Below are 26,716 nucleotides of genomic sequence, written 5' to 3' on the forward strand. Positions count from 1 at the left end.
CCGCCTGTTGTGATCCTGCCCCCTGGTGTAGTACTTCTTATACATGAGTGAGCAGGTGCACAACAGGCTGGCGATGGTGCGCGCGGAACGCAAGGTGTCGCGGCAGGCGCTGGCCGAGGCGGTGGGCGCCCACTACCAGACCATTGGCTACATCGAGCGCGGGCAGTACAACCCGAGCCTCGATCTCGCCCTGCGCATCGCCGAGTTCTTCGAACTGCCGGTGGAGGCACTCTTCTCCCTCCGGCCGTTCCGCCCGCTCACGGATGAGGTTTACGGGAGGAAACAGTGACCACCGCAGGTACGACGCAGCGAGACCGGCGCACCCGCTACGACGAGCGCATGTTCGCCCTCATGAACAACCGTGAAGGGGCCGCGCTGTACGCGACGGCGGCCCGCCGCCGCGCGGCCGTAGCGGCCCATGTGGCCCTTACCGCGGCATCTGTGGCTGCGGGCATCGGCATGTACGCCGCCGACCAGCGGTGGCCCGCCTTCGCCCTGCTCGCCCTGATCATCCCCTGGTGCCTGGCCACCGGCGTGATCAACGGAGCCACCCGTGGCCTTCTCGAACTGCGGACGCACGTCCTGGACGAACGTCAGCTGGCGGAGCGGGACCGGGTGCGGGCGCGGTCCCACCGCCTGACCACGTACCTGCTGGCGGGCGCGGTCGTCGGTGTCGCCGCGTGCGTCCGGTTCGGTCAGGTACGGACCGAAAACCTGCTGGTCCCCGTCCTGATCGCGGTGTTCGTCATGCACTGGCTGATGCCGATGTGGGTGGCCGGCCTGGCCGTCCGGGACGAACCGACGGAGGAGTCGGAGCAGGGGCCGGAAGCGCTCTGAGCACGGTCCGGCGGGTCACGGGCAAAGCCGGAGGCGAACAGCGGCGACGTCCACCGCGCCGTGGAGGAGGCACGCCCTCTTGCCGAAGCGGATGGCTACGGCGCGGACTGTGCGGACACCGCCCCCACCAGGCCATGTCCGGGGATCACTTGCGGTCGTGATGGGTGCCTTTCTCCGGGATAGGCTGAGGTGGCAGAACCAATGTCGATGTGGAACGGGGAATCACATGAGCCGGCAGATGATGAGTCAGGAGCGTTCCAGGGCACTCGTATTGCTCTTGGCGCTGGCTGCCGTGACAGCAGCCGTGGGAAGCGTGGTCCTTTACCAGCAGACCGCGGTACGGGCCGCGCTCATCGGCGCCTCGGTCGTTCTTGCCGTCGCTGCTGCCGGCCGGGCCAGGTCCGCAGCCAGGCCGCGCAACTGACCCTCGACGCCACCCAGGACGTGCCGCGTGCCGGGCCGGGGCCAACTCGCCCCGTCTTTGACCGGCTACGGGGTACCGGATCAGGAACGGCCGGACTCCGCCGACGTGTTCAAGATGTTCACGTTCTGGAACAGTGCGGACGGGCACCCGTGGGAGACGGCAGCGATCTGCCCCGGCTGGCCCTTTCCGCAGTTGAAGGCACCTCCCAGGACGTAGGTCTGGGGCCCGCCAAGGCCCTCCAGTGACCCCCAGAAGCCGGTGGTGGTTCCCTGGTAGGCGACGTCCCGGAGCTGTCCGCGAAGGCGGCCGTTCCGGATGGCGTAGGCCCTCTGCTGGGTGAACTGGAAGTTGTACCGCTGCATGTCGATCGACCACGACCGGTCGCCGACGACGTAGATGCCACGCTCGACGCCGGCGATCAGCTGCTCGGTCGACGGTCCGTCCGGCGCGGGCCGGAGCGAGACGTTGGCCATCCGCTGGACCGGGACATGGCCGGGGGAGTCCGCGTACGCGCAGCCGTTGGAGCGGCCAAGGCCCGTCAACCTGGCGATTCTGCGGTCGAGTTGGTAGCCGACCAGGATGCCGTCCCGGATCAGGTCCCAGGACTGCGCGGCCACGCCCTCGTCGTCGTAGCCGATGGTCGCGAGTCCGTGTTCGGCGGTGCGGTCGCCGGTCACGTTCATCAGGCCGGAGCCGTACGCCAGCGTCCCCAGCTGGTCGAAGGTGGCGAACGAGGTGCCCGCGTACGCCGCTTCGTAGCCCAGCGCCCGGTCCAGTTCGGTGGCGTGCCCGACCGATTCGTGGATCGTCAGCCACAGGTTGGAGGGGTCCGTCACCAGGTCGTAGGCGCCGGGCTCGACGACGGGCGCGCGCATCTTCTCGGCGAGCTGCTCCGGCAGCGCCGCCAGCTCGCCGTCCCAGTCGTAGCGGCCGTCCGTCAGGTACTCCCAGCCGCGGCCGGCCGGCGGCGCGAGGGTGCGCATCGCGTCGAAGTCGCCGGTCGCCGGATCCACCGCGACCGCGGTCAACTCGGGGTGCAGCCGGACCCGTTGCTGGGTGGTGCTGGTGCCCGCGGAGTCGGCGTAGAACTTGTTCTCCCGGACGGTCAGGACCGAGGCGTCCGCGTGCGCGACACCGGGCGCGGCCAGCAGCCGCCCGCTCCACTCCGCCAGCAGCCCGGTCTTCTCCGCGTCCGGCACCGCGAACGGGTCGACCTCGTACGAGGAGATCCAGGTGCGGTCCGGGTACGCGGGCTCATCGGCCAGCTCCACCCGCTCCCGGGAACCGGCCGCCTCGGTCACCTTGGCGGACAGTTTCGCCATCGCCACCGCCTGGGACGCCACCCGGGCCGCCGCGTCCATCGTCAGGCCCACTCCGGAGGCGAAGCCCCAGGCGCCGCCGTGCACCACCCGGACCGCGTACCCGAGGTCGGTGCTGTCGGAGGACCCGGACAGCTGGGCGTCGCGCAGCCGCCAGGTGGCGCTGCGCACCTTCTCCAGCCGGAAATCGGCGTGTTCGGCGCCCAGTGCGCGGGCCCGCGCCAGCGCGGCGTCGGCCAACGCGCGCAACGGCAGGGCCAGGAACGTCTCGTCAAGGGCGTGGGGTACAGCAGGCACGGCTTCCTCCCGTAGTCGGCGCCTGCATCATGCCCTGCGCGGCCCGCAGGGCCCAGGGCGCGTGGGCGGCGGCCGCGGGAGCCGCGCGGTAAGGGGTGCGGGCCGCGGATTCTGTAGGGACCTGACAGTGACGGCGCGGCGCCCCTGTCCGCCTCGATTCCCCTTCCGGGCCCGGTGACCGATAGTTTCGTACCGAACGCAGGACGGACAGGAAACGGAAAGGGTGATCTCGTGAGCCGCTCGGTTCTGGTCACCGGAGGCAACCGCGGCATTGGTCTCGCCATTGCCCGCGCCTTCGCCGAGGCCGGCGACAAGGTCGCCATCACCTACCGATCGGGCGAGCCCCCTGAGGGGTTTTTGGCCGTGAAGTGCGACATCACGGACAGTGAGCAGGTAGAGCAGGCGTACAAGGAGATCGAGGAGAAGCACGGCACGGTCGAGGTGCTGGTGGCCAACGCCGGCGTCACCCGCGACCAGCTGCTGATGCGGATGTCCGAGGAGGACTTCACCTCGGTCGTCGAAACCAACCTCACCGGCACGTTCCGGGTGGTCAAGCGCGCCAACCGCGGCATGCTGCGGGCCCGCAAGGGACGGGTCGTGCTGATCTCGTCCGTGGTCGGCCTGCTGGGCTCCGCGGGCCAGGCGAACTACGCCGCGTCCAAGGCGGGCCTGGTGGGCTTCGCCCGCTCGCTCGCCCGCGAGCTGGGCAGCCGTAACATCACCGTCAACGTCGTCGCCCCCGGCTTCGTCGACACCGACATGACCCGTGCGCTCACCGATGAGCAGCGGGCAGGCATCGTGAAGCAGGTGCCGCTGGCGCGCTATGCGCAGCCCGAGGAGATCGCCGCCTCGGTCCGCTTCCTGGCCTCCGACGAGGCCGCGTACATCACTGGAGCCGTCATTCCTGTCGACGGCGGATTGGGCATGGGTCACTGATCAGCATGAGTGGAATCCTTGCAGGCAAGCGCATCCTGGTCACGGGCGTGCTGACCGAGTCGTCGATCGCGTTCCAGGCGGCCAAGGTCGCCCAGGACGAGGGCGCCGAGGTCATCCTCACCGGCTTCGGCCGGCTCTCGCTTGTGGAGCGGATCGCCAAGCGGCTGCCCAAGCCCGCACCGGTGATCGAGCTGGACGTCACCAACCAGGAGCAGCTGGACGGGCTCGCCGACAAGATCCGCGAGCACCAGGGCGCGGACGCCCGCCTCGACGGCATCGTGCACTCCATCGCCTTCGGCCCGCAGGGCGCCTTCAACTTCCTGGAGGCGGAGTGGTCGGACGTCGGCACCGCGGTGCAGGTGTCGGCGTACTCCTACAAGTCGCTGGCCATGGCCTGCCTGCCGCTCATGGAGGAGCACGGCGGCGCGGTCGTCGGCCTCACCTTCGACGCGCAGATCGCCTGGCCCGTGTACGACTGGATGGGCGTGGCCAAGGCGGCGCTGGAGAGCACCAACCGCTACCTGGCGCGTGACCTGGGCGCCAAGGGCATCCGCTGCAACCTCGTCTCGGCCGGCCCGCTCAAGTCGATGGCCGCCAAGTCGATCCCGGGCTTCGAGCAGCTGGCGGACGTGTGGGACCACCGCGCCCCGATCGGCTGGGACCTGGCCGACCCGGAGCCGGCCGGCCGCGGCGTCGTCGGGCTGCTGTCCGACTTCTTCCCGCGCACCACCGGCGAGATCGTGCACGTCGACGGCGGCGTGCACATGATGGGCGCCTGACCTCGGGCCGCCTCGCGCCCGTAGCGCATCCGTACTGCCCGCCCCGGTCCGCCGGGGCGGGCAGTACGCGTTACCGGAGAGCCGGTGCGCGATACGTCCAAAGGCACGGGCCGCGCCGCCCGTGGTGCCGTGTCAGGCGGAGCCCGGCACCGTGAGCCGGCAGCCGAACGGATGGGTGCTCGCCTCGGCGGCGGCTCGCTCGCCGTCCCTGCTGCGGATCGCCTCCACCAGACGCGCATGATCCGTCCGCGCCTCCGGACGCAGCTCCTCGCCGACGTCCGCGCGCAGGAAGTCCCGCAGCACGCCCCCGAGATCGGCGTAGAGCTCCGCCAGGACCTCGTTGTGGGAAGCCGCCACCACCGCCGTGTGCAGCGTCGCGTCCGCCTCGACGAACGCGGCGGCGGCCCCGGACTCCCAAGCACGCTCGCGGCGCTCCAGCAAGGTGTCGATCTGCCGCAGGTCCTGCGGCGTACGGCGGCGGGCGGCGAGCCTGGCCGCCGCCGCCTCCAGCGCGCTGCGCAGTTCGGCCACGTGACCGGGGGCGGCGTCGGCGAACCTGCGGTTCATCACCCCGGCCAGTTCGCTGGTCGCCACGACGTAGGTGCCCGAGCCCTGCCGGATGTCCAGCAGCCCGTTGTGTGCCAGGGCCCGTACGGCCTCACGGACGGTGTTGCGGGCCACGCCCAGCTGCCCGGCCAGCTCGGGTTCGGTCGGGATGCGGGAGCCCACCGGCCATTCGCCGGCGGTGATCTGGCCGCGCAGCTGCGCGATCACCTGGTCCGCCAGCGCGGAACGGTGGGGTGAGGTCAGTGGCATGGTTGCGCTCCCGGGTGCTCGGGCGGGACGGGCGGGGGACGGCGGGTCCGGCCGGTCCGGGGCGGGGGCCGTCCTCCTGGAGGTGTCGTCCCGGGCCCGCCGGGACACTCGGCGCCGTGCCGGGCCCCCGGCCGCCGAGGTCACCGTGGCCACCGGAATCGGCTGGACAGACATTCATCCTATGATTCTATGATGTCGCCATGGCAGACGAAGACCTGGCGACCCTCGGCACCGCCGCCGAGCCCGCACCACCCGGCACGACCTCATCGGATGCGGCCTGTCCCGGGGCCACGGGCGCCGACGGCGCCCGGCAGGACGGCGCGTCCCCGGCGGCAGGTTCGCCCTGGCCTGCCCGGATCCTGATCGCCGGTCTCGTCCTCGCCGCGCTCAACCTCCGCCCCGCCATCACCAGCCTCGGCGCCCTCATGGAAGAGGTCCGCGACGGCCTCGGCATGAGCGGCACCGTCGCCGGACTGCTGACCTCCGTCCCCGCCCTGTGCTTCGCCGCCTTCGGCATCGCCGCGCCCCGGCTGGCCAGGCGCTGGGGCCCGGGCGCCATCGTCTGCGCGGGAATGGCGGCGATAGCCGTCGGCGTCGCGGTCCGGCCGTTCGCCGGCGGCACCGTGGGCTTCCTGGCGGCCAGCGCGCTCGCCCTGGCAGGCATCGCGGTCAGCAACGTCCTGCTGCCGGTGGTCATCAAGAGCCGGTTCCCCGACCGGGTCGGCGCGATGACCGGCCTCTACTCCATGGCCCTGGCCCTCGGCACGTCCCTGGCCGCCGCCGTCACGGTCCCCATGACCTCGGCGCTGGGCGGCAGTTGGCAGGTCGGCCTGGCCGTCTGGGCGGCGCTTGCCGTCCTCGCCGTCCTCCCCTGGATCGCAGCCCTGCGCACCGGCCCCGCGGCCCCCCGGCCGGCCGCCGGCACCACCGCGCACCCCGGGGAGGCGCCGATACGGATCATCTCCTCGCCGACCGCCTGGGCGCTGGCGGTCTTCTTCGGCCTCCAGGCCACCGCCGCGTACATCACCATGGGGTGGATGCCGCAGATCTTCCGCGACGCCGGGGTCTCCGCCGGCACCGCGGGGGTGCTGCTCGCGGTCACGATGGCGATGGGTGTCCCGCTCTCCTTCGTGCTGCCGCGGCTGGCCGCACGGATGCGGCACCAGGGCCCGCTCGCTGCCGGGCTCGGTCTCTGCGGCCTGGCCGGATACGCGGGCCTGTGGCTCGCCCCGGCCTCGGGTGCCTGGGCATGGGCACTGCTGATGGGCGTCTCCAACTGCGCCGTCCCGCTGGCCCTGACGATGATCGGGATGCGGGCGACCAGCTCCGCGGGCGTCGTCAAGCTCTCCGCCTTCGCCCAGAGCGTCGGCTATCTGATCTCCATCCCCGGGCCGCTGCTGGTGGGCACCCTCTACCAGCACAGCGGGGGCTGGGGTGCGCCGATCGCGCTGATGGCGGGGCTGATGGTGCCGCAGATCGCGGTGGGAGTGCTGGCAGGCCGGGACCGCCGGATCGAGGACGAGAGGTGAGTGCGACACTGGGCCCATGCCAGTGCTCGAACCGAATCCGCAGGGCAGCCAGAAGAAGCTGCTCATCGTGCTGGGCGCGATGCTCGGCGTGACCATCCTCATCGCCGTGATCGCGAGTATCGCGGCGCCTTAGGACGTGCCCGACGGGCCTCCGTGGCGTCGCGGCGCCCCATCGGACGCGTCCTGGGCGGCCGCAGCCGTGGTCCCCGGTGCCGGGCCGCTCGCCTGGGGTGACCCTGGCCGGGCCGTCCCGGGTGAGGCTTGTCCGGGGTGGGGCTGTCCCCACCGTCCCCTAGGGGGCCCGGGTCAGGGGCGAGTGGGTGGCTTCCCGGATGGGAACGCCCGCCGCAGCTCCGTAGTTTCGAAGAACACCGCACCGCGGTGGTGCGCGCCACTCCGCCGTGGCGCGTCCTTCGATCCGTCACGGAGGCGATCCCATGCCCGCCGCGTCCCGCCGCTCGTCCGCTTCCGTGCCACCGGCCGGTGGCCTGCGGATACGGCTGCCGTGGTGGGCGCTGGGGCTGCCCGTCGACTCCTTCGTCGTGCTGCTGTCGCTCACGGGGTCCGCCGCCCCGGCGGGTGCGGCGCCCGCAGTGCCGGGGCTCGCGCGGCTGCTGGAGGTCCTCGCCCGGCTCATCGGCGCCACCTCCTGAGACCCGTGCGTGCACCTCCGCCACCCTGTAGAGGGAGCACCCCAACACCCCGCGCCCCGCGCCGCCTTTCGTGCGAAGCTGGGACGCATGAGCGCCGATACACCTCGCCGGATTGTCCTCCTTCGACATGCCAAGGCCGAATGGTCGCAGGACAGCGACCACGAGCGTCCGCTCGCCGAGCGCGGCCGTAAGGATGCCCCCGCAGCCGGACGCCGGCTGGCCGGAGCCGGGATCACCCCCGATCTGACCCTGTGCTCGACCGCATCCCGCACCCGCGAGACGTGGAAGCTCTTCGTCGGTGAGCTGCCGCAGCGACCCAAGACGGTCTACGAGGAGCGGCTGTACGAAGCCTCGCTCGGCGAGCTGATCGCGGTGCTCAACGAGATCCCCGACGAGGTGCGGGATCTCCTCGTGATCGGTCACAACCCGGGGATGCACGCCCTCGCCGACGCCCTGGCGGGCGAGGCCGAGGACGACCTGCTGCCCCGCCTCAACCGCGGCGGTTTCCCGACCGCGGCGATGGCCGTCATCGAGTTCAACGGCTCCTGGAAGTCGGTGGAGCACGGCGTCGGCCGCCTGACCGCGTACCTGCCGCCGCACGAGTGAGGCACCCGGCCCCCGGCATCCGTCCCGCCCCTGGATGAGCGGGTGGCCGACGGGATGAGGGCGGCCGACAACGCGCGAGGGCCCCGGCAGCAGCCGGGGCCCTCGATGCCGTCCCGGGCCGCGCGGCCCGCCCGTCACCGGACGCCGCCTGGGCCCGCGCCGTCAGCCGACGTGGGTGTCCGCCGCCTCGACCTCTTCACGGGTGATGCCGAGCAGGTAGAGCACGGTGTCCAGGAACGGCACGTTCACCGCGGTGTGCGCCGCCTCGCGCACCACAGGCTTGGCGTTGAACGCCACCCCGAGACCCGCCGTGTTGAGCATGTCCAGGTCATTGGCGCCGTCCCCGATGGCGACGGTCTGCGCCAGCGGCACCCCCGCCTGCTCCGCGAAACGGCGCAGCAGCCGTGCTTTGCCCGCCCGGTCCACGATGTCGCCCGTGACCCGGCCGGTGAACTTCCCGTCCTTGATCTCCAGGGTGTTGGCGGAGGCGAAATCCAGCCCCAGCTCGTCCTGGAGCGCGTCCGTGACCTGCGTGAAACCCCCCGAAACCACGCCGACTTGATAGCCGAGCCGCTTGAGGGTGCGCACCAGCGTGCGGGCGCCGGGCGTGAGCCGCACCTCCTTGCGTACGGTCTCCACGACGGACGCGTCGAGCCCGCCCAGCAGCGCGACGCGGGCGTGCAGCGACTGCTCGAAGTCCAGCTCGCCGCGCATCGCCTGGGCGGTCACCTCGGCGACCTCCGCCTCGCAGCCCGCATGCGCCGCGAACAGCTCGATGACCTCGTCCTGGATCAGCGTCGAATCGACATCCATGACCACCAGCCGCTGCGCACGCCGCTGGAGACCGGCGGAGACGACCGCGACGTCCACGCCGAGTACCGCAGCCTCGGGCGCCAGCACGGTGCGCAGCGCCTCCGTCGCCGGGCCCGAGACCGCGAACTCCACGGCGGTGACCGGGTACTTGGCGAGCCGGAAGATGCGGTCGATGTTGCCGCCGCAGGACGTTATGGCGGCGGTGATCGCGGCGGTGGACTCGGCGGTCAGCGGATGCCCGAGCACCGTGACGTGCGAACGGCCGGTGCCGCGTGGCCGGTTGTCGCCCCGACCGGAGATGATCTCGGCCTGGAGGTCCAGCGAATCGGCCCAGCTGTGCACGGTGGCCCGGAGGTCGCCCTCGGTCGAACCGCTGCTGCCCTCGGCGGGCGACGGGGCGGTGACCAGCGCGCACAGCACGATGCGGCCACGGGTCACGACCTGCTCGATGTCCACGACATCGACGGAGTAGGCGGCGAGGGTGTCGAAGAGACCTGCGGTGATGCCGGGCCGGTCCTTCCCGAAGATCTTCACGAGAAGGGTCGGTACGTCATCGCCCAGTACGGCGGTGGCAGGCGGTGTCTGCGATGCGCTCATGGTGCCTTTACGGTAACTGCCCGGCGCGGACGACCGTACAGGTGTCCGTCGTTCGGACCGGCGGGACGGCGCCCCGGGCCCGGCCCGCGCCGTACGGATGGCCGCGGAGCCCGCAAAGGCCACGCGGGGCGGCCCGAAGACCCCCGCGGTGATCGTTACCGACTCGTGTCCGCCCTCGTCGGAGGGCGCCACCGGGTGCACGGTTTCGCCCCTCGGGCGACGTTTGCCGGTTGCCCCGGAGGCACCTCACGGTCACCTCACGGCCGGCCGGTCGGCCGCGGCGGCCAGGACGTGTGCCCCGCCCACGTCCCGGTTTCCGGTACGAGGGCCGAGCCTGAAATAGTTCCCCACGATGTTCGCCATCCCTGGATTCCCATACAGGGCGTCACTCGGGGGACTATGTAATGGGGCATGGAGTGCCTGAACTCGTACTCGAATTGAACGGAAGGACCTGGACGCTCGACCCGTCCAGGTCCTACCTCGTGGGCCGTGATCCGCAGGGCGATGTGGCCCTCGACGACGCCAGGGTTTCCTGGCGGCACGCCACGGTGCGGTGGGCCGGTCACAGCTGGGTCATCGAAGACCAGGGCAGTACCAACGGCACGTACTCCCAGGGGCAGCGGATCCAGCAGCTGGAGATCGGCCCCGGCTCGGTCGTGCACCTGGGCAATGCCACCGACGGTCCCCGGATGACGCTGTCGGGCGGCGCGGCACCGGCCGCCGCTGCCTACCAGGCGCAGCCCGCGATGGCGCCGCCGCAGCAGGGCCACCGGCCGCCGGCCGCGCACCAGCCGCCCGCCCCGCACGGCCACCAGGCGCCGCCCCAGGGACAGCAGCCGTACGTCCCACCCCAGCAGGCCCAACAGCAGCCCCCGGCCCCGAACGTGGGTGGCGCGGTCCCGCCGCAGGGCGGCGACCGCAGCCCGACCACGTTCCACCGCCTGGACCTCGGCCGGGTGATGCGCATCGGCCGCGCCCTGGAGAACGAGCTGGTCGTCTCCGACCTCCAGGTCTCCCGCCACCACGCGGAGTTCCGGGCCACCCCGGACGGCCGGTTCGAGATCCGTGACCTGGGCAGCCACAACGGCACCTACGTCAACGGCCAGCCGGTCCCCAAGTCCGGCACCACCGTCATCGGCCCGAACGACATCATCGGCGTCGGCCACTCCACCTTCCGGCTGGTCGGCGACCGGCTGGAGGAGTTCGTCGACACCGGCGACGTCTCCTTCTCGGCCCGCCACCTGACGGTCACCGTCGAGGGCGGCAAACAGATCCTCAAGGACGTCTCCTTCGGCGTCCCCGAGAAGTCGCTGATCGCCGTCATCGGCCCGTCGGGCTCCGGCAAGTCGACCCTGCTCAAGGCGCTGACCGGCTACCGCCCCGCCAACCAGGGCGACGTCCTCTACGACAACCGGAACCTCTACAAGCAGTTCGCCGAGCTGCGCCAGCGCATCGGCCTGGTCCCGCAGGACGACATCCTCCACAAGGAACTGTCCGTCCAGAAGGCGCTCCGCTACGCCGCCAAGCTCCGCTTCCCCGGAGACACCGCGGAATCCGAGCGCGAGGCCCGGATCGACGAGGTGCTGCGCGAGCTGAAGCTGGACATCCACAGGGACAAGAAGGTCACCTCGCTCTCCGGCGGCCAGCGCAAGCGCGTCTCGGTCGCCCTGGAGCTGCTGACCAAACCGTCGCTGATCTTCCTTGACGAGCCGACCTCCGGCCTCGACCCGGGCATGGACCGCGACGTGATGCAGCTGCTGCGCGGCCTCGCCGACGACGGCCGCACCGTCCTGGTCGTCACGCACTCGGTGGCCGAACTCGGCATCTGCGACAAGCTGCTGGTCATGGCGCCCGGCGGCGGGGTGGCGTACTTCGGGCCGCCCGAGGAGGCGCTGAACTTCTTCCAGTACGACACCTGGGCCGACGTCTTCTCGGCGTTCGAGAACTACCGCGACTACGACTGGATGGGCCGCTGGCGCGGCTCCCCGCACTATCAGATGTACGCGGCCGACATCGACGCCGTCGCCGCGCAGTCGGCGCAGATCCAGTCGCCGCCGGCCCGGATGCAGAAATCGCAGAGCTGGGGCTCGCAGCTGTGGACCCTGATGCGGCGCTACGTCTCGGTGCTCGCGTCCGACCGCGGCTTCCTGGCGCTGATGGTGATGCTGCCCGCGGTGCTCGGCGTCGTATCGATCCTGATCCCCAGCGACTACGGCTTCGCGTACGGCCCTGACAACCGGCACGGCGCGAACCGCGACGCCAGCACGATCATGCTGATCCTCGCGGTCGGCATGTGCTTCTCCGGCGCGGCCAACTCGGTCCGGGAACTGATCAAGGAACGGGTGATCTACGAACGCGAACGGGCCACCGGCCTGTCGCGGTCGGCGTATCTGATGTCCAAGGTGATCGTGCTGGGCGTCGTCACGGCCTTCCAGGGCGTGATCATCTCGGTGATCGGCTTCTGCACACGGAACATGCCCAGCGAGGGCGTGATCCTGGAGCACCTGCCCGCCGTCGAGATGGCGCTGGCGATCATCGCGCTCGGCTTCACCTCGATGATGTTCGGCCTGGTCATCTCCGCGCTGGTCAAGACCGCCGAGAAGACCATGCCGCTGCTGGTCATGTTCGCCATCGTCCAGGTCGTCTTCACCGGAGTGCTCTTCCAGCTGTTCGACACCATCGGCGTCGCGCAGCTCTCCTGGCTGATGCCGTCGCGCTGGGCCGTCGCCGCGATGGGCGCGACCGCCGACATGAACAGGCTGCTGCCCTGGGAGCCGGCCAACCCGGTCAAGGGCACCCCCGCCAACCCCGACGCGCTGTGGCAGCACCAGCCCGGCGTCTACGCGATGGACATGATCATCCTGATCGCGCTGGGCGTGGCGCTGGCCTTCGTCGTGGCACGGCTGCTGCGCCGCCACGAACCGGAGGTCATGCGCAAGTGACGCGGTCCGCCCCGTGCGGACACACCAACGCCGAGGGGCGGCACCCGCGATCGGGTGCCGCCCCTCGGCGGTGTGCGCTGCCGGCTCAGTAGGCCGAGTTCACGTTGTCCATCGAGCCGTACTTGGCGGCCGCGTAGTTGCAGGCGGCGGTGATGTTGGAGACCGGGTCGTAGATGTCCCAGGCGGTGCCGTCGACGTGGTACGCCTGGAAGGTCGGGGCGATGACCTGGAGCAGACCCTTGGACGGCACGCCGTTGACGGCGTTGACGTCCCAGTTGTTGATGGCCTGCGGGTTGCCCGCCGACTCCCGGATGATGTTCCGGTGGATGCCCTCGTACGAGCCGGGGATGCCCTTCTTGGCCATGATGTCGAGCGACTCGCGGATCCAGCCGTCGAGGTTGTTCGGGTAGAGGGTCTTCGCCACCTGCGTGGTCGCGGCGACGGGCACCATGGTGCGCGCGGCGGACCGGCTCGCGGTCTCCGTCGTCGCCCGCTCCTTGGCGGCCTTTTCGGCCTTCGCCCTGGCGGCGTCCGCGGCCTGCTTCTTCGCCACGGCGGCCTCGGCCCGGCCGGCCTTGGTGGAGGCGTCCGCCTGCTGGGCGATGGTGGCCTGCTGGGTGTGCGCCGCGGTGGTGACCGCACGGAAGGTGACCGGCTGCGTGTGCTGGACGGATGCCTGGTCGGTGCTCTGGCCGGCGTCGGCGCCGGGGACGAGGCCGAAGACCAGGGCGGCGGCACCGGCGGTGGCAACTCCGGCAGCGGAGAGCTTGTGGGTCAGCGTCAGGCGATCAAGGCCGGGAATGGCGTGCTTGGGCATGGCGAGGGAGACCTTCCGATGGGGGACGTCGCAGGGTGCCTCGGTTGGCGGAAAACGCCGGGTGGAGACCGCGGCGCCGAGCGACGGGAGCCATTCTTAGCGGCCGTAAATTCGCCGGGCAAAGGTGTGACGTACGAGGGCGGTTAGTGGGACCGGGGGGTGGAATATCGCGTCACCGACGGGAGCATCCCAGCTCATACCGTCTTTATGCGGCGACTACCCCTGGTCGTAAGTGACCTGCGCCCTATGCGCGGCGTCACACCCGGACCGGGTTTAACTCGCCGGGTGTGATCGCAAATGCACAGCCTGTGTGCCGTATTGAGGGCTCAGACCTCGACCATCACCTGGTCCAGGGACTTTCGGACCAAATCGGGCACTTTGCAATCCGGGGCGGGATAGCCGACCGGAATCACGGCGAACGCCTTCTCGTTGGCGGGCCGCTCCAGGACCTCCTGCAGAAACCGCATCGGACTCGGCGTGTGCACCAGCGCCGCGAGCCCCGACAGATGCAGCGCGGACAGCAGCATCCCGACGGCGATGCCCACCGACTCGTCCACGTAGTAGTGCTTGCGCTTGCTGCCGTCCTCGCCCAGCCAGTGCCGCTGCTGGAAGACGACGATCAGCGCCGGCGCGTCGGTCAGGTGGGGTTTCACCTCGTCGGTGCCCAGCGGCCGCAGCGCCGCCAGCCACTCCTCGCCCAGCCGTCCGTCGTACGAGACGTGCTCCTCCTCCTCGGCCGCCGCCCGGATCCGGCGCCGCACCTCGGGATCCTTGACCAGGACGAACGTCCATGGCTGCTGATGGGCCCCGGACGGTGCGGTCGCGGCGCACGCGATGGCGTCCCGCACCACCTGCGCGGGCACCGGATCGGTGGAGAACTGCCGGACGGTGCGACGGCCGTCCATCCGCTCCCGCAGCTCGGCGGCGCGGGCGAGCGACTCATCGGCGGGCATCCGCGCGGGGCGGTACGGCACGGGGCGGTAGGGATCGCCGTGGGTCGGTATCCAGTTCCTCGTGGGTGCATTCATGCCCCGAGTCTGGAACCCGGGGCGACGGCGCGGGGGCGGATCCCCGAATTCGTGCCACGGATCCCGCCACCCGGCACGCGGCGCCCCGCCCACCGTGGCCACGCGACGGCCCCCGCACACAGAAGATCGGCGCGATCCGACCCCCGCCACCACAACCCCCCAGGCCGCGCCGATTCGCTCTGTCTCACCCCTCTTTCATCGATCTGCGCTCTATGCCCCTATATAAGGGGACGAATCCCAAAAGTGATGCTCGTTCCCGCGCGCCCCGTATAAGGAGGACGCCCGGAGCCCGGGCGCCCCGGCCGGGCCACCGCGCGTGACACCCCTTCCAGGGCGTCCGACCTAGGGCCGCAGACCGAGGACCGGGGCGCCGGTGGACCGATACGGGGCGGTCGAACCGCCGGTACGGTGAATCCATGACCAACGGACCGGGGGCCGGGATCCCCGCGGTGAGCACTGCGATCCTCGCGATGAGCCGGCATCTCGAAGTACGCGACGTCCTCAAGACGATCGTCGCCTCGGCCCGTGAGCTGCTGGACGCCGAGTACGCGGCACTGGGCGTGCCCGACGATCACGGCGGCTTCGCCCAGTTCGTGGTGGACGGCGTCAGCGAGGAGCAGTGGAAGGCCATCGGCCCGCTGCCCCGCCAGCACGGCATCCTCGCCGCGATGCTGCACAACGCCACCCCCGAACGCCTCGCCGACGTCCGCGCGGACCCCCGCTTCGGCGGCTGGCCCTCCACTCACCCCGATATGTCCGACTTCATCGGTCTGCCGGTCGCCGACGGGAACGAAATCCTCGGCGCCCTCTTCCTGGCCAACAAGCGCCACCCCAAGGCGGCGGGCACCTGCGGCTTCACCGCCGAGGACGAACGGCTGCTCGGCATACTGGCGCAGCACGCCGCCATCGCGCTCACCAACGCCCGGCTCTACGAACGCAGCCGCGAGCTGACCATCGCGGGGGAGCGCGCCCGGCTCGCCCACGAGCTGCACGACGCGGTCGCCCAGAAACTTTTCTCGCTCCGGCTGACTGCCCAGGCCGCCACCGCCCTGGTCGACCGCGACCCGGCCCGCGCCAAGGGTGAACTCCATCAGGTCGCCGCGCTGGCCGCGGAGGCCGCCGACGAGCTGCGCGCCGCCGTCGTGGAGCTGCGCCCCGCGGCCCTGGACGAGGACGGCCTGGTCGCCACGCTGCGCTCGCAGGCACAGGTCCTGGACCGGGCGCACGCCGCCTGCGTCACGTTCGAGGCCCAGGGGGTCAGAGCGCTGCCCGCTTCCCAGGAGGAGGCTCTGCTCAGGGTCGCCCAGGAGGCCCTGCACAACGCCCTGCGGCACTCCGGGGCCGAACGGGTCGACGTCACCCTCACCCGGCACGGCCAGGGCGCCCTGCTCCGGATCGCCGACGACGGGTGCGGATTCGACACCGGCACCGTCCGCCGGGCCGGCCGCCACCTGGGCCTGGTCTCGATGCGGGACCGGGCCGGCGGCGTCGGCGGAAAGCTCACCGTGGATTCGGAGCCCGGCAAGGGCACCGCTGTTGAGATGGAGGTGCCTGGTGGCTGACAACGAAACCCCCCGCGCGGGCCGCGCGGAATCGGGCGCGGGCCATGCCATCCGTGTCCTGCTCGTCGACGACCATCAGGTCGTACGCCGCGGCCTGCGCACATTCCTTGAGGTGCAGGACGACATCGAGGTGGTGGGGGAGGCGTCCGACGGTGCGGAAGGCGTCGCCGCCGCCGGGCAGCTGCGTCCGGACGTCATCCTGATGGACGTCAAGATGCCCGGCATGGACGGCATCGAAGCGCTCCGCAAACTGCGCGAACTGGACAATGCCGCACGGGTGTTGGTCGTCACCAGCTTCACCGAACAGCGCACCGTCGTCCCGGCGCTGCGCGCGGGCGCCGCCGGATACGTCTACAAGGACATCGACCCGGAGGCGCTGGCCGGCGCCATCCGGTCCGTGTACGCCGGGCACGTCCTGCTCCAGCCCGAGGTGGCCGGCGCGCTGCTCTCCCAGGACGAGAGCAACGGCGGCCAGGGGCGCGGCACTTCACTCACCGAGCGGGAGCGCGAGGTGCTCGGCCTGATCGCGGACGGACGCTCCAACCGCGAGATCGCCCGCGCTCTCGTGCTCTCCGAGAAGACCGTCAAGACGCATGTCTCCAACATCCTCATGAAGCTCGACCTCGCCGACCGGACGCAGGCCGCGCTGTGGGCCGTCCGGCACGGAATCGGTGCCTGAGACGTTTCCCGGGACACTCCGACTGCCTTGCCGGGACCGGGCGTTGGGTCGCAGCGGCCGGGCCGGACCGAGTGCGGCCGTCGTCTTGCCGATGCGAGATTCATACTGTCGTGTAGATGTCCCCCACTCGGCGTAACCCTCTTCGCGTCATGCCGTTGTCCAGTGCAGTCGTGGCGGCCGGTCACGACACCGGCACATCAGTAAGTGGCAATGAGGAGAGCAGAGCAGTGAACAAGAGCATCAAGCGCGCAGCGGCCGTCACCATGCTGGCGGGCGGTCTCGCCGCAGCGGGCGCCGGAGTCGCCTCCGCCCAGTCCGGGGCGCAGGGTGCCGCGGTGCACTCGCCCGGCGTCATCTCCGGCAACGCCGTGCAGGTTCCGGTGCACATCCCGGTGAACGCCTGCGGCAACACCATCAGCGTCGTCGGCGTCCTCAACCCGGCCTTCGGGGCGCCCTGCCTGAACGGCTGACCGCGCAGCCGCCCAACCGGGCGGCGTGATTTCCCCCGGCCCCGCAGGCAACCGCCCGCGGGGCCGGGGCCGTTGTGCGAGACGACACCCACGCGATACGTCACGACGCCGGCCGGCAGAGACCACCGACCGCGAGATCACTCGCGTCCCCGCCGCGTCGCCCCCCCGCTCTCTCCTTCCCCCCACCTACAACATCCCCCTCATCACCCCCTGCGTTCCCGCTCCTCCACCGCCGAGTTGTACGCCGCCACCTGCGCCCGCCGGGCCGTACGCTCCACCGGACGCAGCGCCTCGGCGCGCGCCGCGATCTCCGACGCGCTCACCGCCGCGCCGTGCTCGCCGTCGCCGCCGGCCTGCCGGGCGATGCCGATCAGCGCGCCCACCCGCTGCGCCAGCTCCAGCACCCGGACCGCCCGCGGCGGATAGCCGGGGGCCAGTACCTGCCGCCCGGCCTCCGCCCGCGCCCGGTACGCCTCCAGCGCGGCTTGCGCCACGGGCCCGGATCCGGCCACATCCAGCGACGACAGCGCCTCGGTCGCCTCCCGCAGCGCCTCGGCCAGCTCCCGCTCCGCCTCGCCGAGCGAGGGCACATCGGCGGGCGGCGCCTCGCGCACCGGCAGGCAGTGCCAGACCACCTCCACATGGACGTCGGGCCCTTCACCGCTCTCGGGCCCGGCCGCGTATATCTCCGGAACCAGGCCGAGACCCGCCCCGACCGCGAGCACCGCCTCACCGGCATCCAGCGCCCGCGCGTTGAACTCCGGAGGCCCGCTCAGGCCCAGCGGGTGCCCCGGCGCCGGCAGCGCCGTCCGCAGGCCCACGGCGCCCAGGGCCCGCAGCCGCCCCAGCGCGAGCGTCAGGCCGACCGGTCCCGTCTCACCGGGCAGGCCCTGTACGCGGTGCACCGCGTCGTCGTCCGCGATCCGGTCCGCGGCTTCATCAGGCGAGACAAGTCCGGCCAATAGGGCATTTCCCCACGACGCCAGCCGTCCCGAACGAGGTTCATCGAGCATGGTCCCCAGCCTAGGGAACGGCACTGACATCGAGTGGCGTAGGTTTGCAGGGGGGATGCGCCTACAGGCGCACGCGACGACCGAGAAGCAATGGGAGACAACGCGCTCATGAGCGATGTGCTGGAGCTGGTGGACGTATCCGTGGTCCGCGAAGGACGGGCTCTGGTGGACCAGGTCTCCTGGTCGGTGAAGGAGGGGGAGCGCTGGGTGATCCTCGGCCCCAACGGCGCCGGCAAGACCACCCTCCTGAATGTCGCGTCCAGCTACGTCTTCCCGACCACGGGAAGCGCCACGATCCTCGGCGAGCGGCTCGGCAAGGTCGACGTCTTCGACCTCCGCCCGCGCATCGGCATCGCCGGCATCGCGCTCGCCGACAAGCTGCCGCGCAGCCAGACCGTCCTGCAGACCGTGCTCACCGCCGCCTACGGCATGACCGCGCACTGGCAGGAGAACTACGAGGACATCGACGAGCAGCGCGCCCGCGCCTTCCTCGACCGCCTCGGTATGACCGAGTACCTCGACCGGAAGTTCGGCACCCTCTCCGAGGGCGAGCGCAAGCGCACCCTGATCGCGCGCGCCATGATGACGGACCCCGAACTCCTCCTCCTGGACGAGCCGGCCGCAGGGCTCGACCTCGGCGGCCGTGAGGACCTCGTACGCCGCCTGGGCCGTCTCGCCCGCGACCCGTACGCGCCCTCGATGGTCATGGTCACCCACCACGTCGAAGAGATCGCCCCCGGCTTCACCCACGTCCTGATGATCCGTCAGGGCAAGGTGCTCGCCGCCGGGCCGCTCGACCTCGAACTGACCTCGGCCAACCTCTCCCGCTGCTTCGGCCTCCCGCTGATCGTCGAGCGGAACGGCAGCGACCGCTGGACCGCCCAGGGACTGCCCCTTTCCTGACGCTTTACGCCCTGTCCCGCGCCGCACCCCCGGCCTACCATGAAGCCGTGGACGCATGGGTGTGGTGGCTGATCGCCGCCGTAGGGCTGGGTATTCCGCTCGTCGTGACCGCGATGCCCGAGTTCGGGATGTTCGCGGTGGGCGCCGTCGCAAGTGCCGTCACCGCAGCGCTCGGTGGCGGCACGGTCATACAGGTCCTCGTCTTCGTCGTCGTCTCGGTCGCCCTGATCGCGGTGGTGCGCCCCCTGGCCAACCGTCACCGAACCCAAAGTCCCGGACTGGCATCGGGTATTGACGCCCTCAAGGGCAAGACCGCGACCGTCCTGGAGCGGGTCGACGAGGGCGGCGGCCGCATCAAACTCGGCGGCGAGGTGTGGTCCGCGCGCGCCTTCGACACCGAACAGGTCTACGAGCCGGGCCAGAAGGTCGACGTCGTCGAGATCGAGGGTGCCACCGCCGTGGTGATCTGACCGGAAAACGTTGTGGTCATCTGACCGGAACGCACTGCGCGACGAGCCAGGGTTCTGAAAGACTCGATCAACAGGCAATCCGGCCGCGGCCGGAGGATCAGTAACGAAGGGCACGGGAGCCGCTGTGGAACCGATCATCATCGTCCTGATCATCCTGGTGGTGCTCGTCTTCATCGCACTCATCAAGACGATCCAGGTCATCCCGCAGGCCAGCGCCGCGATCGTGGAGCGCTTCGGCCGCTACACCCGCACCCTCAACGCGGGCCTGAACATCGTCGTCCCGTTCATCGACTCCATCCGGAACCGCATCGACCTCCGCGAACAGGTCGTGCCGTTCCCGCCCCAGCCGGTGATCACCCAGGACAACCTCGTCGTCAACATCGACACGGTCATCTACTACCAGGTCACCGACGCCCGCGCCGCGACGTACGAAGTCGCCAGCTACATCCAGGCGATCGAGCAGCTGACGGTCACGACGCTCCGCAACATCATCGGCGGCATGGACCTGGAGCGCACCCTCACCTCCCGCGAGGAGATCAACGCGGCGCTCCGCGGCGTCCTCGACGAGGCCACCGGCAAGTGGGGCATCCGCGTCAACCGCGTCGAGCTGAAGGCCATCGAGCCGCCGACCTCCATCCAGGACTCGATGGAGAAGCAGATGCGCGCCGACCGTGACAAGCGCGCCGCGATCCTCCAGGCCGAAGGTACCCGGCAGTCCCAGATCCTCACCGCCGAGGGCGAGAAGCAGTCCTCCATCCTGCGCGCCGAAGGTGAGGCCAAGGCCGCCGCGCTGCGCGCCGAGGGTGAGGCACAGGCGATCCGTACGGTCTTCGAGTCCATCCACGCCGGTGACCCGGACCAGAAGCTGCTGTCCTACCAGTACCTCCAGATGCTCCCGAAGATCGCCGAGGGCGACGCCAACAAGCTCTGGATCGTGCCCAGCGAGATCGGCGACGCCCTCAAGGGCCTCGGCGGCGCCCTCGGCAACTTCAACCCCACGGGCGGCGGCGGCCCGCTCACCAAGTCCACCACCCCGCCCCGCCAGGCGCCTCCCATCGACTGACCACCGCGGCCTCTGTGGTGCATGATCGGCCGGGCCAGTACCCACCGATCATGCACGGGGGAACCGCATGACCCTCTGGGAAGCACTCGCCGTCCTCGCGGCGGGACTCGGTGCCGGCACGATCAACGCCATCGTCGGCTCCGGCACCCTCATCACCTTCCCGGTGCTGCTGGCCGTCGGACTCCCGCCGGTCACCGCCAACGTCTCCAACTCCCTCGGCCTGGTGCCCGGTTCACTCAGCGGAGCCATCGGCTACCGCCGCGAACTGGCCGGCCAGCGCCCCCGCATCCTCCGCTTCGGCATCTTCGCCCTCATCGGCGGCCTGGCGGGCGCGGTCCTGCTGCTCGCCCTGCCATCCGACGCCTTCGCCGCGATCGTCCCCGCATTGATCGCCGTCGCCCTCGTCCTCGTCATCGTCCAGCCCCGGCTCGCCGCCGCCCTGCGCGCCCGCCGCGCACGCAAAGGCGCCACGCTGCACCCCGACGGCAGCATCGCCCTGCTCGTCGGCCTGATGCTGGCCAGCGTGTACGGCGGCTACTTCGGCGCCGCCCAAGGGGTCATCTACCTCTCCCTGATGGGCCTGCTGCTCAACGAGGACCTGCAACGCATCAACGCACTCAAGAACGTCCTCGTCCTGCTGGTCAACGGCGTGGCCGTGCTCTTCTTCCTGTTCGTCGCCACCTTCGACTGGACCGCGGTGGTCCTCATCGCCGTCGGCTCGGCGGTCGGCGGCCAGATCGGCGCCAAGATCGGCCGCCGGCTGCCGCCCGCAGCCCTGCGCGTGACGATTGTCGCCGTCGGCGTGGTGGCCATCGTCCAACTCCTCCGCTGAGGAGGGCCGGAGACCACCATCCGACGGCGGCCACGCCCCGCTACGCGGGCAGCCCCAGCCACTCCGGCAGCTCGTCGCGCACGGACACCCCGAGCGCCGACAGCATCGCGTCCGCAGGCGTCGGCTCGAACGGCCGCCGCAGCAGCCGCATCCCGGCCTGCTCGGGCGTACGGTCCGCCTTCCGGTGATTGTCCTCGGCGCACGAAGCGACGGTATTCAGCCAGGTGTCCCCGCCACCGTGCGACCGCGGCACGATGTGGTCCACGGTCGTACCCCGCCGCCCGCAGTACGCGCACACATGCTGGTCACGAACCAGCACACCCCGCCGCGACCACGCCGCCCGTCTTCGGAACGGCACCCGCACGTACCGGCTGAGCCGGATCACCTGCGGCACCGGGACATCCACCGAAGCGGCCCGGATACGCAGCCCCGGATGCGCGTGCTCGACGACGGCCTTGTCCTGCATCACCAGCACCACCGCGCGCCGCAGCGATACCGTCGACAGTGGCTCGAAGCTCGCATTGAGCACCAGCGTCTCGCGCATCCCGCCCACCTCCCGGACCCCGTTCGCCCCCGCGGCGACCTGGCTCCACTGTGCAGGGAAGCATTCCCCCCGACAACGCAATTTCCGCACGCCACAAGGGAGATGACAGGTAATCAGGAGAGGAGGACCAGGCGAGGAGAGCCCGCCCGGAGGGGATACGCGCACAGCGCTCAGGAGGACGACCGAAGCCGGGCGGACCGGCCTCCGCCACGGACCCGCCTCCGCCACCGCCCCGAAGAAGCGTGCGCTCCGGATCCCACCCCCGTAACTGCACGGGATCCGGAGCGTACGACGGCCGGCGAGGACACCCGGCACACGGCCGGGCTCCGGCGAACGGGGGACGACACACCTGCGCCCCGCCACTCCCGCCACAGCGGCACCGGCTGCCCGGCGGCTCCTGAGAACCACCGACCGACACCACTGTGCGTACGGGGAGCGCCGGGGCGCAACGGAATTACGGGCCGCAGCCCAACTGACGGGCCGCAGCCCGTCTTCGGTCCTCAGCCCTCCGCGGGCAGCTCGAACTCCGCCACCAGCTGGGCCCGCCCCAGCGTGTGGAACCTCAGGTTGAAGCCGACCACCGCGGGTGAGGCATCCGCGTCCGGGCCGAGCTTCTCCTGGTCCACCGCGTACACGGTGAAGACGTACCGGTGCGGACCGTCCCCGGGCGGCGGCGCCGCGCCCCCGAAGTCCCGCGTCCCGTAGTCGTTGCGGACATGGACCGCGCCCTCGGGCAGCCCCTTCATGTCACCCGAACCGGCGCCGGCCGGCAGCTCGGTCACCGACGCCGGAATGTCGAACAGCGACCAGTGCCAGAAGCCGCTGCCCGTCGGCGCGTCGGGATCGAAGCAGGTGACGGCGTAGCTCTTCGTCCCCGCCGGCGCGCCCTCCCACCGCAGCTGCGGCGAACGGTTGCCCTCGGAGTACACCTGCTCCGGACGCAGCGTCCCGCCCGGCTCCACCTCGTCGCTCAGCACCGTGAACTCCGGCACCTGCGGGTGGAAATCGTGCGGCAGCGGCCGCCGCTTCAGCTCGGACACCTCGACACCTCCTGGTCGCTTGCTGACACCTGTCCGGCCAGGTTAGAGCCAGTTCCGCTGACCGCCGACCTCGGCCAGCCACTGGTTGAGGTAACCCGCCCAGTCGGTCTGCCCGAAGTCGTGCAGGCCGACGGTGAACTGCCGATAGGTGTCCGAGCCACCGGTGAACAGCCCCGGCTTCTTGTCCATCTCCAGGACGACGTCCATCTCCCGGTCATCGGCGACGAACGACAGCTCCACCTCGTTCAGCCCGCGGTACTGCTGCGGCGCCTGAAACTCGATCTCCTGGTAGAACGGCAGGCTCTGACGCGTCCCCCGGATGTGCCCCTGCTCCAGGTCCGCCGCCTTGAAACGGAACCCGAGCTGTCCGAACGCGTCCAGGATCGCCTGCTGCGCCGGCACCGGATGCACGTTCACCGGGTCCAGATCACCGGAGTCGACCGCACGGGCGATGGCCAGCTCCGTGGTCACCCCCACGCTCATCCCGCGCAGATGCCGCCCCAGGAACGTCGTGATCGGCGTCTCCCACGGGATCTCCAGACCGAACGGCACGGTGTGCACGGCGCCGGCCTGCACCTCGAACGCGCCCCCGAGCTGCACCTTGGTGAACTCGACGTTGCGCTTGTACTCCTCGTCGCCGCTCTCGACCTCGACGCGCGCCTGCAACCCGACGGACAGCCCCTGGATCTCCTGCGCCACGGACCCGCCCTGGATCCGCACCTCACCCTGCGCGACCCCGCCAGGGACGACGTCCTCCTCGAAGAGAACCGTCTCCACCGACGCGCCCCCGGCCCCCATGCTCGCCAGCAGCTTCTTGAACCCCATGCTCGTCCTCCCCAGGCGCACGCCTGTGCTCTGTGTACCCCGCCGAGGACCTCGGCTTGATCCCTACGAACGTGAAACGGCGCAGGCCGGTTCCACGACCACACCCTCCCAACGTCCCTGCCCTCCTGGCCGGCCACCCGCCCTCCGCGCCGCACTACCCTCGGAACGCATGACCGACGTACCGGAACGTATGCCGCTCAGCCGCACGTTCTTCAACCGCCCCGTACTGGAAGTAGCCCCCGACCTCCTGGGCCGCACCCTCGTCCGCACCACCCCGGACGGCCCGATCGAACTCCGCCTCACCGAGGTCGAGGCATACGACGGCCCCCGCGACCCCGGCTCACACGCCTACCGCGGACGCACCCCCCGCAACGCCTCGATGTTCGGCCCGCCCGGACACGCCTACGTCTACTTCATCTACGGCATGTGGTTCAGCATGAACCTCGTCTGCGGCCCCGAGGACCACGCGAGCGCGGTCCTGCTGCGCGGCGGCGAAGTCCTCACCGGCAGCGCCCTCGCCACCGAACGCCGCCCCAAGGCCCGCACCGCCCACGAACTCGCCCAGGGCCCCGCCCGCCTCGCCACCGCCCTCGGCATCGACCGCTCACTGGACGGAGCCGACCTCTGCATCACCCCCGCCGGGCCGCTGTCCCTTCTGCACGGCAGCCCGCCCCCGACCGGCCGGGTCAGCAGCGGCCCCCGCACCGGCGTCGGCGGCGACGGCGCCACCCACCCCTGGCGCTACTGGATCGACGGCGACCCCACGGTCAGCCGCTACCGCCCACACGTCCCGCGCCGACGTCCCGCCAAGGCAACGTGACCGAGCCCATACTTGACTCGTACAGACCGACCGTCTAACGTGGCCCGAGCCGCTGGAGACGGGCAGCGCTATCTGCGCAGACCGGTCGGCGGCACAACCACTACCTACGAACGATTCCCTCAACGGGGTCTTATTTCGCGTTGCCGAAATTCGATTCCATCGGCCCGATTATGAGCCTCCGAGGAAAGCCGCTAAAGTAGTGACCGCGCCGAAAGGCCGACAGCAAAAGCAGTCGGGCCAAGGCGAACCCTCCGACAGAAAATCGGAACCCGATTCGGACCGGAAACGGAACGGAAAAGGATCTGGTAGAGTCGGAAACGCGAAAAGGCCGAGAGGCCGGATCGCACCGGCGAAAATCGGGACCGCGAGGATCTGATAGAGTCGGAAACGCAAGACCGAAGGGAAGCGCCCGGAGAGCCTGGTGAAACAGGCGCAAAGGAAGCGTCCGTTCCTTGAGAACTCAACAGCGTGCCAAAAGTCAACGCCAGATATGTTGATACCCCGTCCACCTCGGTGGATGAGGTTCCTTTGAAAGTCCATCCGGCCCTGACGGGTTCGGGTGGCACACACAGCGAGGACGCTGTGAACGAGCGACCTATTCCGTCGCTTGTTCCGCTCTCGTGTGTGTTGACCCGCGGTTTTTCATTAAACGCAGTCGGGTAGACATTCACGGAGAGTTTGATCCTGGCTCAGGACGAACGCTGGCGGCGTGCTTAACACATGCAAGTCGAACGATGAAGCCTTTCGGGGTGGATTAGTGGCGAACGGGTGAGTAACACGTGGGCAATCTGCCCTTCACTCTGGGACAAGCCCTGGAAACGGGGTCTAATACCGGATACGACACGGGGTCGCATGACCTCCGTGTGGAAAGCTCCGGCGGTGAAGGATGAGCCCGCGGCCTATCAGCTTGTTGGTGGGGTAATGGCCTACCAAGGCGACGACGGGTAGCCGGCCTGAGAGGGCGACCGGCCACACTGGGACTGAGACACGGCCCAGACTCCTACGGGAGGCAGCAGTGGGGAATATTGCACAATGGGCGAAAGCCTGATGCAGCGACGCCGCGTGAGGGATGACGGCCTTCGGGTTGTAAACCTCTTTCAGCAGGGAAGAAGCGAGAGTGACGGTACCTGCAGAAGAAGCGCCGGCTAACTACGTGCCAGCAGCCGCGGTAATACGTAGGGCGCAAGCGTTGTCCGGAATTATTGGGCGTAAAGAGCTCGTAGGCGGCTTGTCACGTCGGATGTGAAAGCCCGGGGCTTAACCCCGGGTCTGCATTCGATACGGGCAGGCTAGAGTTCGGTAGGGGAGATCGGAATTCCTGGTGTAGCGGTGAAATGCGCAGATATCAGGAGGAACACCGGTGGCGAAGGCGGATCTCTGGGCCGATACTGACGCTGAGGAGCGAAAGCGTGGGGAGCGAACAGGATTAGATACCCTGGTAGTCCACGCCGTAAACGTTGGGAACTAGGTGTGGGCGACATTCCACGTCGTCCGTGCCGCAGCTAACGCATTAAGTTCCCCGCCTGGGGAGTACGGCCGCAAGGCTAAAACTCAAAGGAATTGACGGGGGCCCGCACAAGCAGCGGAGCATGTGGCTTAATTCGACGCAACGCGAAGAACCTTACCAAGGCTTGACATACACCGGAAACGTCTGGAGACAGGCGCCCCCTTGTGGTCGGTGTACAGGTGGTGCATGGCTGTCGTCAGCTCGTGTCGTGAGATGTTGGGTTAAGTCCCGCAACGAGCGCAACCCTTGTTCTGTGTTGCCAGCATGCCCTTTCGGGGGTGATGGGGACTCACAGGAGACTGCCGGGGTCAACTCGGAGGAAGGTGGGGACGACGTCAAGTCATCATGCCCCTTATGTCTTGGGCTGCACACGTGCTACAATGGCCGGTACAATGAGCTGCGATACCGCGAGGTGGAGCGAATCTCAAAAAGCCGGTCTCAGTTCGGATTGGGGTCTGCAACTCGACCCCATGAAGTCGGAGTTGCTAGTAATCGCAGATCAGCATTGCTGCGGTGAATACGTTCCCGGGCCTTGTACACACCGCCCGTCACGTCACGAAAGTCGGTAACACCCGAAGCCGGTGGCCCAACCCCT

At 70.1% G+C, this 26,716-nt stretch carries 27 protein-coding genes and 1 rRNA gene; 19 read left to right on the forward strand and 9 right to left on the reverse strand.

Annotated features, from left to right (window positions below; translation table 11 throughout):
* Positions 1–43 precede the first annotated feature (43 nt).
* The 3 genes from LIU39_RS07880 (at position 44) to LIU39_RS34845 (ending at position 1,261) form a co-directional block, all read left to right on the forward strand.
* Entirely contained in the window at positions 44–289 is a 246-nt protein-coding gene (locus tag LIU39_RS07880) for a helix-turn-helix transcriptional regulator (RefSeq protein ID WP_227045847.1), read from the forward strand.
* Positions 286–837 carry a hypothetical protein gene (locus tag LIU39_RS07885; RefSeq protein ID WP_227045848.1) on the forward strand — a complete coding sequence of 184 codons (552 nt, stop codon included), beginning with the start codon at positions 286–288 and terminating at the stop codon, positions 835–837. The genes LIU39_RS07880 and LIU39_RS07885 overlap by 4 nt, the downstream gene beginning before the upstream one ends.
* 292 nt (positions 838–1,129) lie before the next feature.
* Positions 1,130–1,261: a hypothetical protein gene (locus tag LIU39_RS34845; protein ID WP_264482502.1), complete on the forward strand. Its 132-nt coding sequence runs from the start codon at positions 1,130–1,132 to the stop codon at positions 1,259–1,261.
* 80 nt (positions 1,262–1,341) lie between these two features.
* On the opposite strand, the gene LIU39_RS07890 is transcribed toward LIU39_RS34845, so the two are convergent.
* Positions 1,342–2,877: a TldD/PmbA family protein gene (locus LIU39_RS07890; protein WP_227045849.1), complete on the reverse strand. Its 1,536-nt coding sequence runs from the start codon at positions 2,875–2,877 to the stop codon at positions 1,342–1,344.
* A gap of 231 nt (positions 2,878–3,108) precedes the next feature.
* Between LIU39_RS07890 and fabG the strand changes: the two genes are divergently transcribed.
* Together fabG and fabI are read left to right on the forward strand one after the other, a co-directional pair.
* Positions 3,109–3,813 (forward strand): 3-oxoacyl-[acyl-carrier-protein] reductase, encoded by a 705-nt coding sequence (gene fabG, locus LIU39_RS07895; protein WP_227045850.1) that lies wholly within the window; start codon positions 3,109–3,111, stop codon positions 3,811–3,813.
* 5 nt (positions 3,814–3,818) lie between these two features.
* A complete protein-coding gene (gene fabI / locus LIU39_RS07900; RefSeq protein WP_227045851.1) occupies positions 3,819–4,592 on the forward strand; it encodes an enoyl-ACP reductase FabI in 774 nt (257 codons plus the stop codon).
* Between the two features lie 132 nt (positions 4,593–4,724).
* Here the strand turns inward: fabI and LIU39_RS07905 are convergent, their stop codons facing one another.
* On the reverse strand, positions 4,725–5,408 hold the full coding sequence (locus LIU39_RS07905; RefSeq protein WP_227045852.1) for a FadR/GntR family transcriptional regulator: 684 nt from the start codon (positions 5,406–5,408) through the stop codon (positions 4,725–4,727).
* Positions 5,409–5,608: 200 nt separating this feature from the next.
* Between LIU39_RS07905 and LIU39_RS07910 the strand changes: the two genes are divergently transcribed.
* The 4 genes from LIU39_RS07910 (at position 5,609) to LIU39_RS07920 (ending at position 8,196) form a co-directional block, all read left to right on the forward strand.
* Entirely contained in the window at positions 5,609–6,937 is a 1,329-nt protein-coding gene (locus tag LIU39_RS07910; protein ID WP_227045853.1) for a CynX/NimT family MFS transporter, read from the forward strand.
* A gap of 16 nt (positions 6,938–6,953) precedes the next feature.
* Positions 6,954–7,070, forward strand: a complete 117-nt coding sequence (locus tag LIU39_RS34850; RefSeq protein ID WP_264482503.1) for an SGM_5486 family transporter-associated protein — start codon at positions 6,954–6,956, stop codon at positions 7,068–7,070.
* Positions 7,071–7,374: 304 nt separating this feature from the next.
* The gene (locus tag LIU39_RS07915; protein ID WP_227045854.1) at positions 7,375–7,590 is read left to right on the forward strand and encodes a hypothetical protein; all 216 of its coding nucleotides are present in this window, start codon (positions 7,375–7,377) and stop codon (positions 7,588–7,590) included.
* Between the two features lie 87 nt (positions 7,591–7,677).
* Positions 7,678–8,196 (forward strand): SixA phosphatase family protein, encoded by a 519-nt coding sequence (locus LIU39_RS07920; RefSeq protein WP_227045855.1) that lies wholly within the window; start codon positions 7,678–7,680, stop codon positions 8,194–8,196.
* 162 nt (positions 8,197–8,358) lie between these two features.
* Here the strand turns inward: LIU39_RS07920 and serB are convergent, their stop codons facing one another.
* A complete protein-coding gene (gene serB / locus LIU39_RS07925) occupies positions 8,359–9,606 on the reverse strand; it encodes a phosphoserine phosphatase SerB (protein WP_227045856.1) in 1,248 nt (415 codons plus the stop codon).
* 404 nt (positions 9,607–10,010) lie between these two features.
* Here serB and LIU39_RS07930 point away from each other — a divergent pair, with 404 nt between their 5' ends.
* Positions 10,011–12,548, forward strand: coding sequence for an ABC transporter ATP-binding protein/permease (locus LIU39_RS07930; protein ID WP_227045857.1), 2,538 nt, complete (start codon positions 10,011–10,013; stop codon positions 12,546–12,548).
* A gap of 85 nt (positions 12,549–12,633) precedes the next feature.
* On the opposite strand, the gene LIU39_RS07935 is transcribed toward LIU39_RS07930, so the two are convergent.
* A complete protein-coding gene (locus LIU39_RS07935) occupies positions 12,634–13,365 on the reverse strand; it encodes a transglycosylase SLT domain-containing protein (RefSeq protein WP_227045858.1) in 732 nt (243 codons plus the stop codon).
* 326 nt (positions 13,366–13,691) lie between these two features.
* Entirely contained in the window at positions 13,692–14,393 is a 702-nt protein-coding gene (locus LIU39_RS07940; RefSeq protein ID WP_227045859.1) for a nitroreductase family protein, read from the reverse strand.
* Between the two features lie 416 nt (positions 14,394–14,809).
* Between LIU39_RS07940 and LIU39_RS07945 the strand changes: the two genes are divergently transcribed.
* The 3 genes from LIU39_RS07945 to LIU39_RS07955 all read left to right on the forward strand — a co-directional run bounded on the left by LIU39_RS07945 (position 14,810) and on the right by LIU39_RS07955 (position 17,104).
* On the forward strand, positions 14,810–15,955 hold the full coding sequence (locus LIU39_RS07945; protein WP_227045860.1) for a GAF domain-containing sensor histidine kinase: 1,146 nt from the start codon (positions 14,810–14,812) through the stop codon (positions 15,953–15,955).
* Positions 15,948–16,634 carry a response regulator gene (locus tag LIU39_RS07950; RefSeq protein WP_227045861.1) on the forward strand — a complete coding sequence of 229 codons (687 nt, stop codon included), beginning with the start codon at positions 15,948–15,950 and terminating at the stop codon, positions 16,632–16,634. The genes LIU39_RS07945 and LIU39_RS07950 overlap by 8 nt, the downstream gene beginning before the upstream one ends.
* Before the next feature lie 263 nt (positions 16,635–16,897).
* Entirely contained in the window at positions 16,898–17,104 is a 207-nt protein-coding gene (locus LIU39_RS07955) for a chaplin (RefSeq protein WP_227045880.1), read from the forward strand.
* A 203-nt stretch (positions 17,105–17,307) separates the two neighbouring features.
* On the opposite strand, the gene LIU39_RS07960 is transcribed toward LIU39_RS07955, so the two are convergent.
* Positions 17,308–18,117, reverse strand: a complete 810-nt coding sequence (locus LIU39_RS07960) for an Rv1486c family protein (RefSeq protein ID WP_227045862.1) — start codon at positions 18,115–18,117, stop codon at positions 17,308–17,310.
* A 90-nt stretch (positions 18,118–18,207) separates the two neighbouring features.
* Between LIU39_RS07960 and LIU39_RS07965 the strand changes: the two genes are divergently transcribed.
* The 4 genes from LIU39_RS07965 (at position 18,208) to LIU39_RS07980 (ending at position 21,385) form a co-directional block, all read left to right on the forward strand.
* The gene (locus LIU39_RS07965; protein ID WP_227045863.1) at positions 18,208–19,020 is read left to right on the forward strand and encodes an ABC transporter ATP-binding protein; all 813 of its coding nucleotides are present in this window, start codon (positions 18,208–18,210) and stop codon (positions 19,018–19,020) included.
* A gap of 59 nt (positions 19,021–19,079) precedes the next feature.
* Positions 19,080–19,490, forward strand: coding sequence for an NfeD family protein (locus LIU39_RS07970; protein WP_227045881.1), 411 nt, complete (start codon positions 19,080–19,082; stop codon positions 19,488–19,490).
* A gap of 124 nt (positions 19,491–19,614) precedes the next feature.
* Entirely contained in the window at positions 19,615–20,553 is a 939-nt protein-coding gene (locus LIU39_RS07975; protein ID WP_227045864.1) for an SPFH domain-containing protein, read from the forward strand.
* Positions 20,554–20,620: 67 nt separating this feature from the next.
* Positions 20,621–21,385: a sulfite exporter TauE/SafE family protein gene (locus tag LIU39_RS07980; protein WP_227045865.1), complete on the forward strand. Its 765-nt coding sequence runs from the start codon at positions 20,621–20,623 to the stop codon at positions 21,383–21,385.
* Between the two features lie 40 nt (positions 21,386–21,425).
* Here LIU39_RS07980 and LIU39_RS07985 read toward each other — a convergent pair whose 3' ends face one another.
* From LIU39_RS07985 to LIU39_RS07995, 3 genes are all read right to left on the reverse strand, one after another.
* Positions 21,426–21,929, reverse strand: a complete 504-nt coding sequence (locus tag LIU39_RS07985; RefSeq protein WP_227045866.1) for an HNH endonuclease — start codon at positions 21,927–21,929, stop codon at positions 21,426–21,428.
* Between the two features lie 500 nt (positions 21,930–22,429).
* Positions 22,430–22,969, reverse strand: a complete 540-nt coding sequence (locus LIU39_RS07990) for a YbhB/YbcL family Raf kinase inhibitor-like protein (protein WP_227045867.1) — start codon at positions 22,967–22,969, stop codon at positions 22,430–22,432.
* Between the two features lie 42 nt (positions 22,970–23,011).
* Positions 23,012–23,794 carry a sporulation protein gene (locus LIU39_RS07995; protein ID WP_227045868.1) on the reverse strand — a complete coding sequence of 261 codons (783 nt, stop codon included), beginning with the start codon at positions 23,792–23,794 and terminating at the stop codon, positions 23,012–23,014.
* A gap of 169 nt (positions 23,795–23,963) precedes the next feature.
* Between LIU39_RS07995 and LIU39_RS08000 the strand changes: the two genes are divergently transcribed.
* On the forward strand, positions 23,964–24,614 hold the full coding sequence (locus tag LIU39_RS08000; RefSeq protein WP_227045869.1) for a DNA-3-methyladenine glycosylase: 651 nt from the start codon (positions 23,964–23,966) through the stop codon (positions 24,612–24,614).
* A 666-nt stretch (positions 24,615–25,280) separates the two neighbouring features.
* A 16S ribosomal RNA gene (locus LIU39_RS08005) occupies positions 25,281–26,716 on the forward strand; the annotation flags it as partial.

Origin of the sequence: Streptomyces pinistramenti (genome assembly GCF_020564935.1) — a bacterium.
Taxonomy (GTDB): domain Bacteria; phylum Actinomycetota; class Actinomycetes; order Streptomycetales; family Streptomycetaceae; genus Streptomyces; species Streptomyces pinistramenti.